General features: G+C 73.4%; 15 protein-coding genes. 3 read left to right on the top strand and 12 right to left on the bottom strand.

Annotated features, from left to right (window positions below; all coding sequences use genetic code 11):
- Positions 1-102 precede the first annotated feature (102 nt).
- The 6 genes from aroQ to mltG (SM793_RS31460) all read right to left on the bottom strand — a co-directional run bounded on the left by aroQ (position 103) and on the right by mltG (SM793_RS31460) (position 5,887).
- The gene (aroQ, locus tag SM793_RS31485; protein WP_320441724.1) at positions 103-531 is read right to left on the bottom strand and encodes a type II 3-dehydroquinate dehydratase; all 429 of its coding nucleotides are present in this window, start codon (positions 529-531) and stop codon (positions 103-105) included.
- Positions 532-539: 8 nt separating this feature from the next.
- On the bottom strand, positions 540-1,631 hold the full coding sequence (aroB, locus tag SM793_RS31480; RefSeq protein ID WP_320441720.1) for a 3-dehydroquinate synthase: 1,092 nt from the start codon (positions 1,629-1,631) through the stop codon (positions 540-542).
- A complete protein-coding gene (locus SM793_RS31475; protein ID WP_320441719.1) occupies positions 1,624-2,145 on the bottom strand; it encodes a shikimate kinase in 522 nt (173 codons plus the stop codon). Before SM793_RS31475 ends, aroB begins: the two co-directional genes overlap by 8 nt.
- Complete coding sequence (gene aroC / locus SM793_RS31470; RefSeq protein ID WP_320441718.1) at positions 2,142-3,326, bottom strand: chorismate synthase; 1,185 nt, start codon at positions 3,324-3,326, stop codon at positions 2,142-2,144. Before aroC ends, SM793_RS31475 begins: the two co-directional genes overlap by 4 nt.
- A 268-nt stretch (positions 3,327-3,594) precedes the next feature.
- Positions 3,595-4,425, bottom strand: coding sequence for a shikimate dehydrogenase (locus SM793_RS31465; RefSeq protein WP_320441717.1), 831 nt, complete (start codon positions 4,423-4,425; stop codon positions 3,595-3,597).
- A 34-nt stretch (positions 4,426-4,459) separates the two neighbouring features.
- Entirely contained in the window at positions 4,460-5,887 is a 1,428-nt protein-coding gene (gene mltG / locus SM793_RS31460) for an endolytic transglycosylase MltG (RefSeq protein WP_320441716.1), read from the bottom strand.
- Here mltG (SM793_RS31460) and SM793_RS31455 point away from each other — a divergent pair.
- Positions 5,852-6,433 carry a hypothetical protein gene (locus SM793_RS31455; protein WP_320441715.1) on the top strand — a complete coding sequence of 194 codons (582 nt, stop codon included), beginning with the start codon at positions 5,852-5,854 and terminating at the stop codon, positions 6,431-6,433. The two genes, mltG (SM793_RS31460) and SM793_RS31455, sit on opposite strands and share 36 nt — an antisense overlap.
- A gap of 153 nt (positions 6,434-6,586) precedes the next feature.
- Here the strand turns inward: SM793_RS31455 and mltG (SM793_RS31450) are convergent, their stop codons facing one another.
- The 5 genes from mltG (SM793_RS31450) to SM793_RS31430 are packed head-to-tail and all read right to left on the bottom strand — an operon-like array spanning position 6,587 to position 12,029.
- The gene (gene mltG, locus SM793_RS31450) at positions 6,587-7,873 is read right to left on the bottom strand and encodes an endolytic transglycosylase MltG (RefSeq protein ID WP_320441714.1); all 1,287 of its coding nucleotides are present in this window, start codon (positions 7,871-7,873) and stop codon (positions 6,587-6,589) included.
- Positions 7,874-7,930: 57 nt separating this feature from the next.
- Complete coding sequence (ruvX, locus tag SM793_RS31445) at positions 7,931-8,410, bottom strand: Holliday junction resolvase RuvX (protein ID WP_266275303.1); 480 nt, start codon at positions 8,408-8,410, stop codon at positions 7,931-7,933.
- 16 nt (positions 8,411-8,426) lie between these two features.
- Positions 8,427-11,096 (bottom strand): alanine--tRNA ligase, encoded by a 2,670-nt coding sequence (gene alaS / locus SM793_RS31440; protein WP_320441713.1) that lies wholly within the window; start codon positions 11,094-11,096, stop codon positions 8,427-8,429.
- Positions 11,096-11,548, bottom strand: a complete 453-nt coding sequence (locus tag SM793_RS31435) for a DUF6167 family protein (protein ID WP_320441712.1) — start codon at positions 11,546-11,548, stop codon at positions 11,096-11,098. The genes alaS and SM793_RS31435 overlap by 1 nt, the downstream gene beginning before the upstream one ends.
- A gap of 4 nt (positions 11,549-11,552) precedes the next feature.
- Positions 11,553-12,029, bottom strand: a complete 477-nt coding sequence (locus tag SM793_RS31430) for a DUF948 domain-containing protein (protein WP_320441711.1) — start codon at positions 12,027-12,029, stop codon at positions 11,553-11,555.
- Positions 12,030-12,259: 230 nt separating this feature from the next.
- On the opposite strand from SM793_RS31430, the gene SM793_RS31425 reads away from it, so the two are divergent.
- Positions 12,260-14,458, top strand: coding sequence for a regulator (locus SM793_RS31425; RefSeq protein ID WP_320441710.1), 2,199 nt, complete (start codon positions 12,260-12,262; stop codon positions 14,456-14,458).
- Between the two features lie 177 nt (positions 14,459-14,635).
- Positions 14,636-14,929, top strand: coding sequence for a tetratricopeptide repeat protein (locus tag SM793_RS31420; RefSeq protein WP_320441723.1), 294 nt, complete (start codon positions 14,636-14,638; stop codon positions 14,927-14,929).
- 85 nt (positions 14,930-15,014) lie between these two features.
- Here SM793_RS31420 and rpsD read toward each other — a convergent pair whose 3' ends face one another.
- Complete coding sequence (gene rpsD / locus SM793_RS31415; protein WP_320441709.1) at positions 15,015-15,629, bottom strand: 30S ribosomal protein S4; 615 nt, start codon at positions 15,627-15,629, stop codon at positions 15,015-15,017.
- Positions 15,630-15,697 lie beyond the last annotated feature (68 nt).

Raw genomic sequence — 15,697 nt, 5'->3', positions numbered from 1 at the left:
CCCCAGCCCCGCGCGCGCCACACCCCGGGGGGGGGGGGGGCCCCCCCCCCCCCCCCCCCCCCCCGCCACCGGCCACCGGCCGGGCCCGGCCCCGAGGCCCCGTCAGCCCGCGGCCAGCTGCTCGGCGAGCGCCCGCAGCGCCAGCTCGTACGAGCCGATCCCGAACCCGGCGATCGTCCCGGAGGCCACCGCGGCGATCACCGAGGTGTGCCGGAAGGTCTCCCGGGCGTACGGGTTGGAGATGTGCACCTCGACCAGCGGCGCGGTGCGCTGCGCGGCGGCGTCCCGCATCGCGTACGAGTAGTGGGTGAACGCGCCCGGGTTGATCACCACCGGCACCCGGCCGTCGGCGGCCTCGTGCAGCCACTCCACCATCTGCTGCTCGGAGTTGGTCTCGTGCACCTCGACCTCGAAGCCGAACTCCTCGCCGAGCGCGGTACAGCGCTCGACCAGCCCGGCGTAGGAGGTGGCGCCGTAGACGTCGGGCTCGCGGCTGCCCAGTCGGCCCAGGTTGGGGCCGTTGAGCACCATCACCCTGGTCACGCGGACACCTCCGCGTAGGCGGCCACCAGCAGGGACGGGTCGGGGCCCTCCAGCACGGAGGTCCTGGCGAGGCCGTCCAGCACGATGAAGCGGATCAGGTCGCCGCGCGACTTCTTGTCGATCTTCATCGCGTCCAGCAGCTTCGGCCAGGCGTCCGCCCGGTAGGTGAGCGGCAGGCCGACCGAGGCGAGCACCGAGCGGTGCCGGTCGGCGGTCTCGTCGTCCAGCCGCCCGGCGAGCCGGCCCAGCTCGGCGGCGTACACCATGCCGATCGAGATCGCCGCGCCGTGCCGCCACTTGTACCGCTCGTTGCGCTCGATGGCGTGGCCGAGGGTGTGGCCGTAGTTGAGGATCTCGCGCTGCCCGGACTCCTTGAGGTCCCCGGAGACCACGTCGGCCTTGACCTGGATGGCACGGCGGATCAGCTCGACGGTGTGCGGCCCGGCCGGGGTCCTGGCGCCCTCGGGGTCGGCCTCGACCAGGTCGAGGATGGCCGGGTCGGCGATGAAGCCGCACTTGATGACCTCGGCGAGCCCGGAGACGTAGTCGTGCTTGGGCACGGTCTCCAGGGTGCCGAGGTCGGCCAGCACGCCCACCGGCGGGTGGAAGGCGCCGACCATGTTCTTGCCCTCGGCGATGTTGATGCCGGTCTTGCCGCCGACCGCCGCGTCGACCATGCCGAGCAGCGTGGTGGGCATGGAGATCCAGCGCACCCCGCGCAGCCAGGTGGCGGCGACGAAGCCGGCCAGGTCGGTGGTGGCCCCGCCGCCGAGGCCGACGACGACGTCGCTGCGGGTGAACCCGGTCTGCCCGAGCACCGACCAGCAGTACGCGGCGACCTCGGCGCTCTTGGCCTCCTCGGCGTTCGGCACCTGCAGCGCGATGGCGTCGTAGCCCTCGCCGGCCAGGTCCTCGCGGACGGCGTCGGCGGTGGCGGACAGCGCCTCCGGGTGGATGATCGCGACCCGCTTGGCCCGGGTCCCGATCAGCGGGGACAGCTCACCGAGCAGCTGGTGCCCGATCAGCACGTCGTACGGGTCGTGGCCGGCGCTTCCGCCGACGTGGATCCTGACGGTGGTGTCAGTCATGGGGGGTCTTCAGCTCCAGTGCTTCCAGTACGGCGTCCGCGACCTGCTCGGGGGTGCGGTCGGCGGTGTCGACGACGGCGGTGGCCACCTCCAGGTAGAGGGGGCGGCGGGCCTCCATCAGCTCGCGCCAGCGGGCCCGCGGGTTGACCGCGAGCAGCGGGCGCGGGGCGTCCAGGCCGACCCGCTTGACCGCGTCGGCGAGCGGGACCTCCAGGAACACCACCGGCAGCTCGCGCAGCAGCTCACGGGTCGGCCCGGCCAGCACCGCGCCGCCGCCGAGCGCCAGCACCCCGGCGTGGGTCCCGGCCGCGGCGCGCACGGCCGCCTCCTCCAGGGCGCGGAAGTGCGGTTCGCCCTCGTCCACGAAGATGTCCGGGATCGGCTTGCCGGCCCGCGCCTCGATGTCGGCGTCGGTGTCCCGGAAGTCCACGCCGAGGCGCTCGGCGACGACCCGCCCGACGGTGGACTTGCCGCTGCCGGGCGGGCCTACCAGCACAAGGACCGGAGCGGTCATCGGACGATCAGGTTGTCGAGGTAGCTCCGCACATTGCGCCGGGTCTCCGACACGTGGTCGCCACCGAACTTCTCGCTCACCGCGTCGGCCAGCACCAGGGCGACCATCGCCTCGGCGACGATGCCGGCCGCCGGCACCGCGCAGACGTCGGAACGCTGGTGGTGCGCCTTGGCGGGCTCGCCGGTGCGCACGTCCACGGTGCGCAGCGCGCGCGGGACGGTCGCGATCGGCTTCATCGCGGCGCGCACCCGCAGCAGCTCGCCGGTGGACAGGCCGCCCTCGGTGCCGCCGGAGCGGCCGGTGACGCGCTTGGCGCCGTCGGGGCCCGGCACGATCTCGTCGTGCGCCTGCGAGCCGGGGACGCGGGCGAGGTCGAAGCCGTCGCCGACCTCGACACCCTTGATCGCCTGGATGCCCATCAGCGCGGCGGCCAGCCGGGCGTCGAGGCGGCGGTCCCAGTGCACGTGCGAGCCGAGGCCGACCGGGACGCCGTAGGCGAGGACCTCGACGACGCCGCCGAGGGTGTCGCCGTCCTTGTGGGCCTGGTCGATCTCGGCGACCATCGCCTTCGACGCGTCCGCGTCCAGGCAGCGCACCGGGTCGGCGTCCAGCTTCGCCTCGTCGGAGGGCAGCGGCAGCACCCCGGCCGGGGCCTTGGCGGCGGCCAGCTCGACCACGTGGCTGACGATCTCGATGCCGCAGGTCTCCTTGAGGTAGGAGCGGGCGACGGCGCCGAGCGCGACCCGGGCGGCGGTCTCCCGGGCGCTGGCGCGCTCCAGGATCGGGCGGGCCTCGTCGATCGAGTACTTCTGCATACCGGCCAGGTCGGCGTGGCCGGGGCGCGGACGGGTCAGCGCCTCGTTGCGGCCGAGACCGGCCAGCACCTCGGGGTCGACCGGGTCGGCCGACATGACCTGCTCCCACTTCGGCCACTCGGTGTTGCCGACCATGACGGCCACCGGGCTGCCCATGGTGAGCCCGTGCCGGACGCCGCCGAGGAAGGTCACCTCGTCCTGCTCGAACTTCATCCGTGCGCCGCGACCGTAGCCGAGCCGGCGGCGCGCCAGGGCGTCGGCCACCACCGCGGTGGTGACCGGTACACCGGCGGGCAGGCCCTCCAGCGTCGCGACGAGTGCGGGGCCGTGCGACTCCCCCGCCGTCAGCCAGCGCAACGTACCCAACGGAGCTCCTTCATCAGCGGACCGGCGCGGGGCTGCCGCACCCGTCCGGGCGTGCCTTCTCTCCCCGAATCCTTTCATGCCGAACGGCCGACCGGCCCTGGAGTCCGATCACCGGACAGCATTCGGCCGACCGGCGGACGGGAATGGCCGGTCACGCGCGGCCGCGGGGCCGCCGGTCGGGCACCACCACACCCCGGGCACAGTACGGACACGGCGGGCGCACCACGGACGCACACCGTCCGTGCACCACCCGGTCCGGCGGCGGCGGTCAGCCCGCCGCGAGCGCCGCCTCGCCGGCCGCGCGGATCGCCGCCAGCGGGCCTGGGCTGCACCCGGTGAAGAGCTCGCTCTGCAGCACCGCCTGGTGCACCAGCAGGTCGAGGCCGCCCAGCACGGTCGCCCCGCGGTCCGCGCAGGCGGCGGCCAGCGCGGTCGGCCACGGGTGGTACAGCACGTCGAACAGCGCGCCCGGCTCGGCGGTCAGCCCCGCGGCGAAGGCGTCGGTCGCCCCGGCCGGGGTGGTGGCCACGGTGAGCGGATGGGCCAGCGCTTCGGCGCCGCGCTCCCAGTCGGCGGTGCGCACCGCCACACCGAGCCGTTCGCCCAGCGCGGCCATCTCCCGGGCCCGTTCGGGGGTGCGGACGTAGACGGTCACCTCGCGGGCGCCGAGCCGGGCCAGCGCGGCCAGCGCCGAGGAGGCGGTGGCCCCGGCGCCGAGCACGGCGGCCGTCGGCACCTCGGTGACGCCGCGCTCGCGCAGCGCGTTGACCAGGCCGGGCACGTCCGTGTTGTGACCCTCGCGCCGGCCGTCGGCGGTGAAGACCAGGGTGTTCACCGCGTCGACCGACCGGGCGGTGTCGCTCACCTCGTCGAGCAGCGGGAGCACCGCCCGCTTGAGCGGCATGGTCAGCGAGCAGCCGGTCCACTCGGCCTCGTCCAGCCCGGCGACGAAGCCGGGCAGGCCGGCCTCGTCGACCTCGAACCGGTCGTAGCGCCAGCCGTCCAGACCGAGCGCCGCGAAGGCGGCCCGGTGCAGGGCGGGCGAGAGCGAGTGGGCGATCGGCGAGCCGAGGACGGCCGCCCGGTGCTTGCTGGTCACGCTGCTCACTTCCTCCGCCGCCCCCCGGCGGTCGTCACTTGGTGGTGCAGTGGACGGAGACCGCGTCGAACTTCTGACCGGCCGCCAGGCAGTAGGACTCGACGTTCTTGGCGTGCTCCGCGTCGGTGTCCGCGAACAGGGTGTGGGTCGGCGACATCGCGATGAAGTACAGCCACTTGCCGTCCGCCGGGTTCAGCGTCGCCTTCAGTGCGGCGTCGCCCGGGTTGGAGATCGGGGTCGGCGGCAGGCCGGCGTTGTAGTAGGTGTTGTACTTGTTGGACGCGTCGTTGATGTCCTTCTTGTCCAGGTTCTTGCGGCCGAGCGAGTACTGCAGCGTGGTGTCCATGCCGAGCTTGCCGTTGACCTTGCCCTTGTCGGCCAGCCGGTTCTGGATGGTCCGGGCCATCTTGGCGAAGTCCTCGGGGTTGTTGCCCTCGGCCTGCAGGATGCTGGCCTCGATGACCACGTCGTAGCCGGTCTTCAACCCGATCTTCGACGCCTCGGCGTCCAGGCTCGCGTAGCGGTCGACGGCGTTCTTGACCATCTGCTTGAGCAGTTCCTCGGGCTTCATGCCCTCGGTGATCGAGTAGCGGGTCGGCCAGAGGAAGCCCTCGATGTTGCCGTTGGCGTACGGCGGGAGACCGAGGGTGCCCGCCTGCTCCTTGGCGACGGCCGCGGTGGTGCCCTTGGGCAGTTTCAGCTTGTCGTCGATCTTGACGTAGGTGGCCGCGGCGGTCAGGCCCTCCTGGACGATCAGCTTCTCACCGCCGTTGGCCTCCACCAGGAACTGCACGGCGCCCTCGGCGGACATCTCCGTCGGCATGCTGTAGGTGCCGGGCTGGATGCTGGAGCACTTGACGTTCTTCTCGCAGGCGTTGCTGAAGGCGTCGACGCTCTTGACCACGCCGGCCTGCTTCAGCGCCAGACCCATCTGGCTGCCGACCGCGCCCTGCTTGATCTCGACCTTGACCGAGCCGGCGCCCGGGCCGGGGAAGTCCGGCGGCGGGCCGAAGTGGTCCTTGTAGAAGCCGTAGCCCCACCAGCCGGCGCCGCCCATGATCCCGAGCAGCACCAGGGCGACCACCAGGCAGGCGCCGCCGTTGCGCCGGCCCGACTTCTTGCCGTTCTCCTTGCGCTTCTTCTTGGCCTCGCGGGACTGGTCCTCCTCGCCGAGGAAGCCGTTCCCGTCCTCGTCGGAGGCGTCGCCGCGGTACTCGTCCTCGGCGTGCTCGCCCTCGTGGCCGTCCCACTCGCCCTCGGCGTGCCCGGCCTCGTCGGCGGCACCGACCGGGTCGGCCCCGGCCTCGAGCGCGGCGGCCTCCGCCTCCCAGTCGATGCCGTCCGGCCCTGGCCCCGCGGGCCGTGCGGCGGCCGGCTGCTTCTGCTCCGCCGGAGCGGCCCGGCCGGGGTCGCCCGGCGCGCCTTGTTGCGGCAGCTGCTGCGGGCCGCCCTGCTGCGGCATCTGCTGCTGCGGGTAGCCCTGCTGGCCGCCGCCGTACTGCTGCTGACCCTGAACGCCCTGCTGCTGGGGGTAACCCTGCTGACCCTGGCCGCCCTGCTGCTGGGGATACCCCTGCGGGCCCGTCCCCTGCTGCGGGTAGCCCTGCTGGCCGCCGCCCTGCTGCTGCGGGTAGCCCTGCTGCTGCTGGGGGTGCTGGGGCTGCTGGGGATACCCCTGCCCCGCGCCCTGGCCGCCGTCGCCGTACTGCTGCTGCTGACCCTGAACGCCCTGCTGCTGGGGATACCCCTGCGGGCCCGTCCCCTGCTGGGGGTAGCCCTGCTGGCCGCCGCCGTACTGCTGCTGCTGACCCTGAACGCCCTGCTGCTGGGGGTACCCCTGCTGCTGCCCCATGCCCTGGCCGCCGTCGCCGTACTGCTGCTGGGGGTGCTGCTGCCACTGCCCGTCCTGCTGGCCGGGGACCGGCTGCTGACCGCCGTACCCGGGGTCGCCCGGATGCCACGGCTCGGAGCCCTGGGGGCCGTAGCCCCGACCCAGATCGGTCATTGATCCCCTTATACCGACGGAGACGACCGGAGGATCGGCCCGGTCGCCCGGGACGGCGTCCCGGCTGCTTGTCGAACCGGCGTGCTAGCGCAACACCTGGACGGAGACGCTACCGTACCGCAGTCGGCCGTCCGGCCGGGGCCGCAGCCACTGCGCTCAGTGACCACCCGTACCCGAGGGCGCCCCCGCCCCGGCGGGCGCCGACCCGGCTGACGACCCTGCGGACGACCCGGACGCCGGCGCCGGACCGGAGGGCGAACCGGACGGCGTGGCGGCCGGGCTCGCGGCCCGGGTCGCGTTGAACTCGGCGACGTTCTTCTGCTGCACCTCGAAACTGTCGGTGAACCGGGTGTCCCCGGGCTTCACGGTCACGAAGTAGAGCCAGTCCCCCGGCGCGGGGTCCACCGCCGCCATGATCGCCTGCCGCCCCGGGTTGGAGATCGGCGTCGGCGGCAGCCCGGCGTGCTTGTAGGTGTTGTAGGGGGAGTCGAGCCGGGTGTCCGTGACGCTGGTGTTCAGCGTGGAGCGTCCGAGCGCGTAGTTGATGGTGGAGTCCAGCTGGAGCGGCATGTTCTTGGCCAGCCGGTTGTAGATCACCCGCGCGACCTTGGCCATGTCCTCGGAGTTGTCGGCCTCGCCCTGCACCATGCTCGCGATGGTCACCAGCCCGTACAGGCTCTGCCCGAGATTGGTCGCGACGACCTCCGCGTCGTCCCGGGCGAACTCCTTCCCGGCCCGGTCGACCATCTGCTTCAGCAGCTCGGCCGCGGTGGTGTCGTCGGTGACGCTGTAGGTCGCGGGGAACAGGTAGCCCTCGGGGGTGCCGTTGGCGTTCTCCGGCAGGCCCAGCTCGGCGGCCTGGTCCTTGGCCGTCTGCTCGGTGGTGCCCTCGGCCAGCCCCAGCTTCTTGTCGATCGCCGCGTAGATCTGGCTGCCGCGCCAGCCCTCGGGGATGGTCAGACCGTTGGCGTTGGCCGGGTCGACCAGGACGGCGAGCGCCGCGGCCGCCGACATCCGCTGCCGCAGGGTGTACGTGCCCGGCTGGATCCGCCCGGCCGCCGCCGCACTGCCCTTCGCCGCCCGGGTGAAGGCCAGCGAGCTGGCCACCACGCCGTTGCGCACCAGGGCGGAGGCGATCTGGCTGAGGCCGGCCCCCTCCGGCACCGAGACCTGCACCGACCCGGAGCCGGGGCCCGCGAAGTCGGCGGCGGCCGGCGGCTTGCGCTGCCCCTGGAGCCAGCTGAAGCCCGCCAGCCCGATCCCGCCGAACACGACCACCAGCGACAGCGCGGTCAGCAGGCAGGCCAGTCCGGTCCGCCGCCGGTGCGGGTCCGGCGGTTCGCGGCGCGGAACGGGCGGGCCCGGCGGGCGGCCCTCCGGTTCGATCACCGGCGCACCTAGGTGGCCGGGGCTCAGGCCGGGTGTGAGGTCCAGGTCGGTCACGGCGCGCCCCCTCGGCGGTCCGCACGGACCCCTCACCGGGACGTTAGAGCAGGCCGGTCAGCCCGCCGCCTCGACGCTCTCACCGGGCGGGCGTCCGCTCACCCGTTCGGACTCAAGGGCGGTCTGCAGGATCACCACCGCGGCGGCCTGGTCGACCACCGAGCGGCCCTTCTTGGCCTTGACCCCCGAGGCGCGCAGCCCGTGGGTCGCGGTGACGGTCGACATCCGCTCGTCGACCAGCCGGACCGGGACCGGCCAGAGCCGGTCGGCCAGCCGCACCGCGTAGCCGCGGACCTTCTCCGCCGCCGGGCCCTCCTTGCCGCTGAGCGAGCGCGGCAGACCCACGACCACCTCGATCGCGCCGTACTCCTCGACGATCGCGGCGATCCTGGCCTGCGACTTCGCGCCGGCCGGGACGGTCTCCACCGGGGTGGCGAGCACCCCGTCGGGGTCGCAGGACGCGACCCCGATCCGGGCGTCCCCGACGTCGACGGCGATCCGCCGCCCGCGCCGGAAGGGCTTCTCCTCGATCTCCATCAGAACCCGGACCCCATCAGGAGGCGCGCTCCGCGACCAGGCCGCGCACGGCGGCGACGGCCTTGTCGATCGCGGTCGCGTCGGTGCCGCCGCCCTGGGCGACGTCGTCCTTGCCGCCACCGCCGCCGCCGAGGGTCTTGGCCGCGGTACGGACCAGCTCGCCGGCCTTGATGCCGCGGCCGCGGGCGTCCTCGTTGGTGGCGATCACGGTCAGCGGGCGGTCGTTCGACACGGTGAAGGCGGCGACCACGGCCGGGCGCGAGCCGAGCCGGCCGCGCACGTCCAGGACCAGCTTGCGCAGCTCGTCCGCGCCGACGCCGTCGGCGACCCGGGCGGCCACCACGGCGATGCCCTGCACGTCCTCGGCCGAGTCGGCGAGACCCGCGGCGGCCGCGAGCACCTTCTCGGCGCGGAAGCGCTCGATCTCCTTCTCGGCGTCCTTGAGCTTGGCGAGCATTCCGGAGATCTTCTCCGGCAGCTCCTCCGGACGGCCCTTGACCAGCTCGGTCAGCTGGGCGACCACGGTGTGCTCACGGGCCAGGAAGCGGTAGGCGTCGGCGCCGACCAGCGCCTCCACCCGGCGCACCCCGGAGCCGATCGAGGACTCGCCGAGCAGCTTCACCAGACCCAGCTGGGCGGTGTTGCCGACGTGGGTGCCGCCGCACAGCTCCTTGGAGAAGTCGCCGATGGTGACGACGCGGACCTCGTCGCCGTACTTCTCGCCGAACATCGCGATGGCGCCGGCCTTGCGGGCCTGGTCCATCGTCATGACCTCGGCGGTGACCTCCAGCTCGCGGGTCAGCACGTCGTTGATCTTCTGCTCGACGTCGGTCAGCACACTGCCGGGCACGGCGGCGGGCGAGCCGAAGTCGAAGCGGAAGCGGCCCGGGGCGTTCTCCGAACCGGCCTGGGCGGCCGTCGGGCCGAGCGCGTCGCGCAGCGCCTGGTGGGTCAGGTGGGTGGCCGAGTGGGCGCGGGCGATCGCCCGGCGGCGGTCCACGTCGATGGTGGCGTAGGCCGAGGCGCCGAGCACGACCTCGCCGAACAGCACGCCGCCGGAGTGCACGACCACGCCCGGCACCGGCTGCTGCACGTCGCGGATCTCGACGACCGCGCCGGAGTCCAGCCGGATCCGGCCGTGGTCGGCGAGCTGGCCGCCGCCCTCGGCGTAGAACGGGGTGCGGTCGAGGATGAGCTCCACCTCGTCGCCCTCGGAGGCGGCCGGCGCCGGGACGCCGTCCACCAGCAGGCCGACCACGGTGGCCTCGCCCTCGGTGAGGGAGTAGCCGGTGAAGACGCTGGCGCCGGACTTGTCGGCGACCTCGCGGTACGCGGCGACGTCGGCGTGGCCCATCTTCTTCGCCCTGGCGTCCGCCTTGGCACGGTCCCGCTGCTCCTGCATCAGACGGCGGAAGCCGGCCTCGTCGACCTGGAGGCCCTGCTCCTCGGCCATCTCCAGGGTCAGGTCGATCGGGAAGCCGTAGGTGTCGTGCAGCTTGAACGCCTGGTCGCCGGAGAGCACCGCGCCGCCGGACTGCTTGGTCTCGGTGACCGCGGTGTCGAGCAGGCTGGTACCGGCCTTGAGGGTCTGCAGGAAGGCCGCCTCCTCGCCGGCGACGACCGTCTCGATGCGCTTGCGGTCGGCCTCCAGCTCCGGGTACTGCGGGGCCATCGCCTTGATCGCGACATCGGTGAGGTCCTTGGCGACCACACCGGTGGCACCCAGCAGGCGCATGTTGCGGATCGCCCGGCGCAGGATGCGGCGCAGCACGTAGCCGCGGCCCTCGTTGCCGGGGGTGACGCCGTCGCCGATCAGCATCAGCGCGGTGCGGATGTGGTCGGTGACCACGCGCAGCGAGACGTCGGACCGGTGGTCGGCGCCGTAGGTGTGGCCGGTGAGCTCGGCGGCCCGGTCCAGGATCATCCGGCTGGTGTCGATCTCGAAGAGGTTGTCGACGCCCTGCAGGATGGCGGCCAGACGCTCCAGGCCGAGGCCGGTGTCGATGTTCTTGCTCGGCAGGTCGCCGAGGATCTCGAACCCGTCCTTGCCGTCGCCGTGGCCGCGCTCGTACTGCATGAAGACCAGGTTCCAGATCTCCAGGTAGCGCTCGCCGTTGACGGCGGGGCCGCCCTCCTCGCCGTAGGCGGGGCCGCGGTCGTAGTTGATCTCCGAGCAAGGGCCGCACGGGCCGGGGACGCCCATCGACCAGAAGTTGTCCTTCATGCCCAGGCGCTGGATCCGCTCGGACGGGACGCCGATGACCTCGCGCCAGATCTGCTCGGCCTCGTCGTCGTCCTTGTAGACGGTGATCCAGAGCTTCTCCTTCTCCAGGCCGTAGCCACCGTCCGCGACGGGAGTGGTGAGCAGCTCCCAGGCGAACTTGATGGCTCCTTCCTTGAAGTAGTCACCGAAGGAGAAGTTGCCGCACATCTGGAAGAAGGAGCCGTGCCGGGTGGTCTTCCCGACCTCCTCGATGTCCAGGGTGCGCACACACTTCTGGACGCTGGTGGCGCGCGAGAACTGCGGCTTGACCTCGCCCAGGAAGTACGGCTTGAACGGCACCATGCCGGCGTTGACCAGCAGCAGGGTGGGGTCGTCGGCGACCAGGGACGCCGACGGAACGACGGTGTGGCCGCGCTCCTCGAAGAAGCGCAGCCAGCGGCGGCGGATCTCTGCCGACTCCATTAGTGGTCCTTCCGGTTCGTACCGCCCCGCGGCGGAATCGCGCGCCGGGGCGTTTTCTCGATGGCTTGGGGGGTGGGCGGAGGCAGGGCGGCGGCCGGGCTACCGGGCGCCGCCGAGATAGCTCGGTACTGGGGCTCCGTCGAGGGGGGCAGCGCGGAGCGCTTCCCGGAACGGGTGGTGGTGGCCGACGGGCGGGAGCTCCGGCGGCGCGGCTCGACGACGGCGGTGCCGTCCAGCCCGAGGTCCTCGCGCAGCTGCTCCTCGCGCTCGGTCATGCCGGTCCGGACGTCCTGGGCGAACTGCTTGGCCAGGTCGCCCAGGTGCAGCGCACCGCGCGCGGCGGTGCCGGACAGGCTGTCCGGGGTGAGCCGGTGCACGGTCTCGTTGGCCTTGTTCACGGCCCAGACGGTGGCGCCCGCGCCGACCGCCATCCAGAAGATGCGTCGCACCATGCCGTCAGCCCCTCACCGCGCGCCGGACCCGGGACAGCAGGCCGGTCCTCGGCGCGGTCGCGGCGCGGACCTCGGCCCGGATCAGCCGGGCCAGTTCCTCGCGCTCGGACGACTGGGCGGGCAGCGTCGCGGTGCCCTGCTGCTTGGCGACGGCCTTGCGCACGCCGTAGCTGAACGCCGCGACCTTGACCAGCGGGCCGCCGAGGGTGGCCGCGACGGTGGAGGAGAGCGCGTTGGCGTTGGCCGCCGCGTCCTGCACGTTGGCGGTGATCTCGTCCACCCGCTCCAGCTGCTCGTTGGCGCTGCGCACGGCGGCGCCGGCGTCGGCCAGCAGCGGCACGGCCTGCTCGGTGACGGCGGAGACGAGGACGGTGGCCTCCTTGAGCACCCGCGACAACCGGACCAGCACGACGGCGAGCAGGGTGACCAGGACCGCCCAGAACACGGCGACGAGCAGACCGGCCAGCTCTCCCACGGACACCTTTGCGCGCTCCCTCGCCTTGCTGTTTCCCAGGGGGAACCCTATCGCGACCGCACCGGGTTTCCGGACCGGGTTTCTCCCGAGGGGTGCGCGGCGAACCGACCGGGTGTGCGATCGGCGCGCGTAACCTACCCGCCGGTCACCTCGTTCTGCCAGGCAGGTCGCCACCCACGCGGCCGAGCCGGACGCCCGGGCCGACCTGGCCCGGGCCTCGAAACGGGGAGCAGGGGTTGGATCTGGATTCCACACCACGGCCGGACCGGACGGCGCCGGGGCGGCTCCCGGCGGAGCTCACCAGCTTCGTCGGCCGGCAGCGCGAGCTGACCGAGCTGGCGCTGCTGCTGGCCGAGCAGCGGCTGGTGACGGTCACCGGCCCGGGCGGGGTCGGCAAGAGCCGGCTGGCCCTGCGGGCCGCCGCGCGGGCGGCGGGGGCGTTCCCGGACGGCACCTGGCTGGTCGACGCGGCCCCGGTGCAGGACGGCCGGCTGCTCGGGCACGCCGTGCTGGAGGCGCTGCGGCTGACCGACGGGACGGCGCGGTCCCCGGTGGAGGTGCTGACCGAGCGGCTCGCCGGGCGCCGGCTGCTGCTGGTGCTGGACGGCTGCGAGCACCTGGTGCCGGCCTGCGCCGAGCTGGCCGTGGCGCTGCTGCGGGCGCTGCCGGGGCTGCGGGTGCTGGCGACCAGCCGGGTGGCGCTGCGGACGGCCGGGGAGCACCTGCTGAACCTGGCCCCGCTTCCGGTCGGCACCGCCGGCGCGATCGTCCCCGGCGCGCCGCCGGACGCGGTGCTGCTGTTCGCGCACCGGGCCCGGGCGGTGCTGCCGTCGTTCGCGGTCACCGCCGCGAACGCGGAGGGGATCGCCCAGCTGTGCCGGCGGCTGGACGGCATCCCGCTGGCGGTGGAGCTGGCCGCAGGGCGGCTGCGGGCGCTGTCGGTGGAGCAGATCGGCGCGCGGCTGGACGACCGGTTCCGGCTGCTGACCGGCGGCGACCCGGCCGCGCTGCCGCGCCATCAGACGCTGCGGACGACGATCGGCTGGAGCCACGAGCTCTGCACGGAGCAGGAACGTTTACTCTGGGCCCGCCTCTCGGTCTTCGCGGGCGGCTTCGACCTGGACGCGGCCGAGTACGTGTGCGGCGGCGAGGGCGTCGATCCGGACGAGCTGCTGGACCTGCTCACCGAACTGGTCGCCAAGTCCGTGGTGCTGCGCGAGGACAGCCCCTTCGGCGTCCGGTTCCGGCTGCTGGACACCGTCCGCGAGTACGGGCTGCGCTGGCTGCGCGCGGCGGGCGAGGAGCACCGGCTGCTGTGCCGGCACCGCGACTGGTACCTGGGCGTGGCCACCTGGGGCGAGGTCGAGTGGTTCGGCCCCCGGCAGGCGGAGACCGCCGAGCGGACCGAGCTGGCGCACCCCAATCTGCGGGCCGCCCTGGAGTTCTGCCTGGCCGAGCCGGGCGAGGAGCAGATCGCCTTGCTGATGGCCGGCACGCTGTGGTTCTACTGGGTCGGCTGCGGCCACCTCGGCGAGGGGCGGCACTGGCTCGACCGGGCCCTCGCCCTCGCCCCGGAGCCGACCGAGGCCCGGGCCAAGGCGCTCTGGGTGACCGGCTACATGGCCACCCTCCAGGGCGACCTGGTCTCCGCCCGGCCCGCGCTGGAGGAGTGCCGCCGCCAGGCGCTGGCCACCGGCGACGACCGCGCGCTCGCGTACGCGGTGCACCGGCAGGGCTGCGCGGCGCTGATCGGCGACGAGCCGGCCCGGGCGGCCGAGCTGTTCGAGGAGGCGCTCTGGCACTACCGCACCATCGGCGAGCTCAACAGCAACGTCCTGATGGCGATGTTCGAGCTGGGCATCGCCTACCTGTTCCAGGGCGACCAGGACAGCGGCCGGCTGTGGCTCGGCCAGGTCCGCGAGCTGTGCGAGGAGCACGGCGAGCAGTGGGCGTACGCGTACGGGCTGTACGCGCTGGCGTACTCGCACTGGCTGAACGGCGAGGTCCGCCCGGCCCGGGCGCTGGCGCGGGAGAGCGTCCGGCTCAACCACCTCTTCAACGACCTGCTGGGCATCGTGCTGGCGATCGACCTGCTGGCGCTGCTGGAGACCGAGCCGGCCGGACCGGGCGAGCCGGGGGACCTGCGCGAGGCCCGGGTACTCCAGGGTGCGGCGCACCGGATCTGGCAGGCGGTCGGCAAGCCGTTCTTCGGCTCCCGTACCTTCAACGGCCCGCACCGGGCCTGCGCGGAGCGGGCGGGCGCCGGGCTGACCGAGCAGGAGTACGCCGACTTCTTCGCCACCGGCACCCGGCTCGACCTGGACGCCGCCGTGCACCGCGCGCTGGGCGGCGGCGAGCACCCGGGGGGCCCGGGGTCGCGGCCGGGACCGGGGCCGCTGCCGCCGGCCCCGCAGCCCTCGCCGGTGGGCCGGTGAGGCCGGTGAGGCCGGTGAGGTCAGGACGTCGGTGAGGCTGGTGCGGCCGGTGACGTCGGTGGGAGCCCGGAGCGACCCCGGGAATAGTTGAAACTTGTCCATTGCTGGAGCGGGCGGAACCACCGACCCGTACGGAAGGGGCACCCCGTGGCCACCAACCTCGCCGACGACTACCGCATGGCGAACTTCTACTTCGACTCCAAGGCGTACACGGACGCCGCCCGGATGCTGGAGGGGGTGCTCGCCGAGGAGCCGGCCAACCTGTCGGTCCGGCTGCTGCTGGCCCGCAGCTACTTCCACTCCGCCCAGCTCCGCCGGGCCGAGGCGGAGCTGCGCCGGGTGCTGGACTCCGACCCGGCCGAGGACTACGCCCGGCTGATGCTGGGCCGCACCCTGGAGCGCCAGGGCCGCCACGAGGAGGCCCGGCCGCACCTGCGGCTGGTCTCCGCGATGACCGGCGAGCAGGTCTGACGACCTCCCCCGGACAGGGGCGAGCCCCCGCCGCCACAAGGGCGACGGGGGCTCGCTGGGTACCGCAGGTGATACCGCTCGCGGGTCAGCGCGAGTAGTACTCGACGACGAGCTGCTCGTCGCAGATCACCGGGACCTCCTTGCGCTGCGGCGCGCGGTCCAGGCGGAAGGCCAGGGCCTTCAGGTTGACCTCGAGGTACTTCGGGGTCTGGCCCTCGCCCGCGTTGCCACCCTCACGGGCGACCTGGAACGGGACCTTCTCCTTGCTGCGCTCGCGGATGGTCACCACGAAGCCCGGCTTCAGCTGGAACGACGGCTTGTTGACCTTGCCGCCGTTGACCTCGACGTGGCCGTGGACGACCATCTGACGGGCCTGGTAGATGGTGCGGGCGATGCCCGAACGCAGGACCAGCGAGTCGAGGCGGGTCTCCAGCTCGGCGACGAGCGCCTCACCGGTCTTGCCCTCGGCCTTCTTCGCGCGGTCGAACGCGCGCGCCATCTGCTTCTCGCTCAGGTCGTACTGAGCGCGCAGACGCTGCTTCTCGACCAGACGGACCTTGTAGTCCGAGTTCTGCTTGCGGCCACGGCCGTGCTGGCCGGGCGGGTACGGGCGGGCCTCGAAGTACTTGACGGACTTCGGGGTCAGCGGCACGCCGAGCGCACGCGCGATCTTGACCTTGGGACGCTTCTGGTTCGCCATGAACCAAACCTTCCTTACTGACGACTACGGCTTCACCAGGTGTTGACGGAGGTCGCATGTCGCGGCCC

Origin of the sequence: Kitasatospora purpeofusca, assembly GCF_034043715.1 — a bacterium.
GTDB classification, from domain to species: domain Bacteria; phylum Actinomycetota; class Actinomycetes; order Streptomycetales; family Streptomycetaceae; genus Kitasatospora; species Kitasatospora purpeofusca_A.
The sequence above is the reverse complement of the archived record's forward strand: the minus strand, read 5'-3'. Positions and strand labels throughout refer to the sequence as shown.

What these genes read in the sequence shown, in the direction of transcription:
- SM793_RS31420 (WP_320441723.1), top strand. Translation starts at nt 14,636, where the DNA reads ATGGCGAACTTCTACTTCGACTCCAAGGCGTACACGGACGCCGCCCGG.
- ruvX (WP_266275303.1), bottom strand. Translation starts at nt 8,410, where the DNA reads ATGGAGATCGAGGAGAAGCCCTTCCGGCGCGGGCGGCGGATCGCCGTC.
- mltG (WP_320441716.1), bottom strand. Translation starts at nt 5,887, where the DNA reads ATGCCGCAGCAGGGCGGCCCGCAGCAGCTGCCGCAACAAGGCGCGCCG.
- aroB (WP_320441720.1), bottom strand. Translation starts at nt 1,631, where the DNA reads ATGACTGACACCACCGTCAGGATCCACGTCGGCGGAAGCGCCGGCCAC.
- alaS (WP_320441713.1), bottom strand. Translation starts at nt 11,096, where the DNA reads ATGGAGTCGGCAGAGATCCGCCGCCGCTGGCTGCGCTTCTTCGAGGAG.
- rpsD (WP_320441709.1), bottom strand. Translation starts at nt 15,629, where the DNA reads ATGGCGAACCAGAAGCGTCCCAAGGTCAAGATCGCGCGTGCGCTCGGC.
- SM793_RS31435 (WP_320441712.1), bottom strand. Translation starts at nt 11,548, where the DNA reads ATGGTGCGACGCATCTTCTGGATGGCGGTCGGCGCGGGCGCCACCGTC.
- SM793_RS31475 (WP_320441719.1), bottom strand. Translation starts at nt 2,145, where the DNA reads ATGACCGCTCCGGTCCTTGTGCTGGTAGGCCCGCCCGGCAGCGGCAAG.
- aroQ (WP_320441724.1), bottom strand. Translation starts at nt 531, where the DNA reads ATGGTGCTCAACGGCCCCAACCTGGGCCGACTGGGCAGCCGCGAGCCC.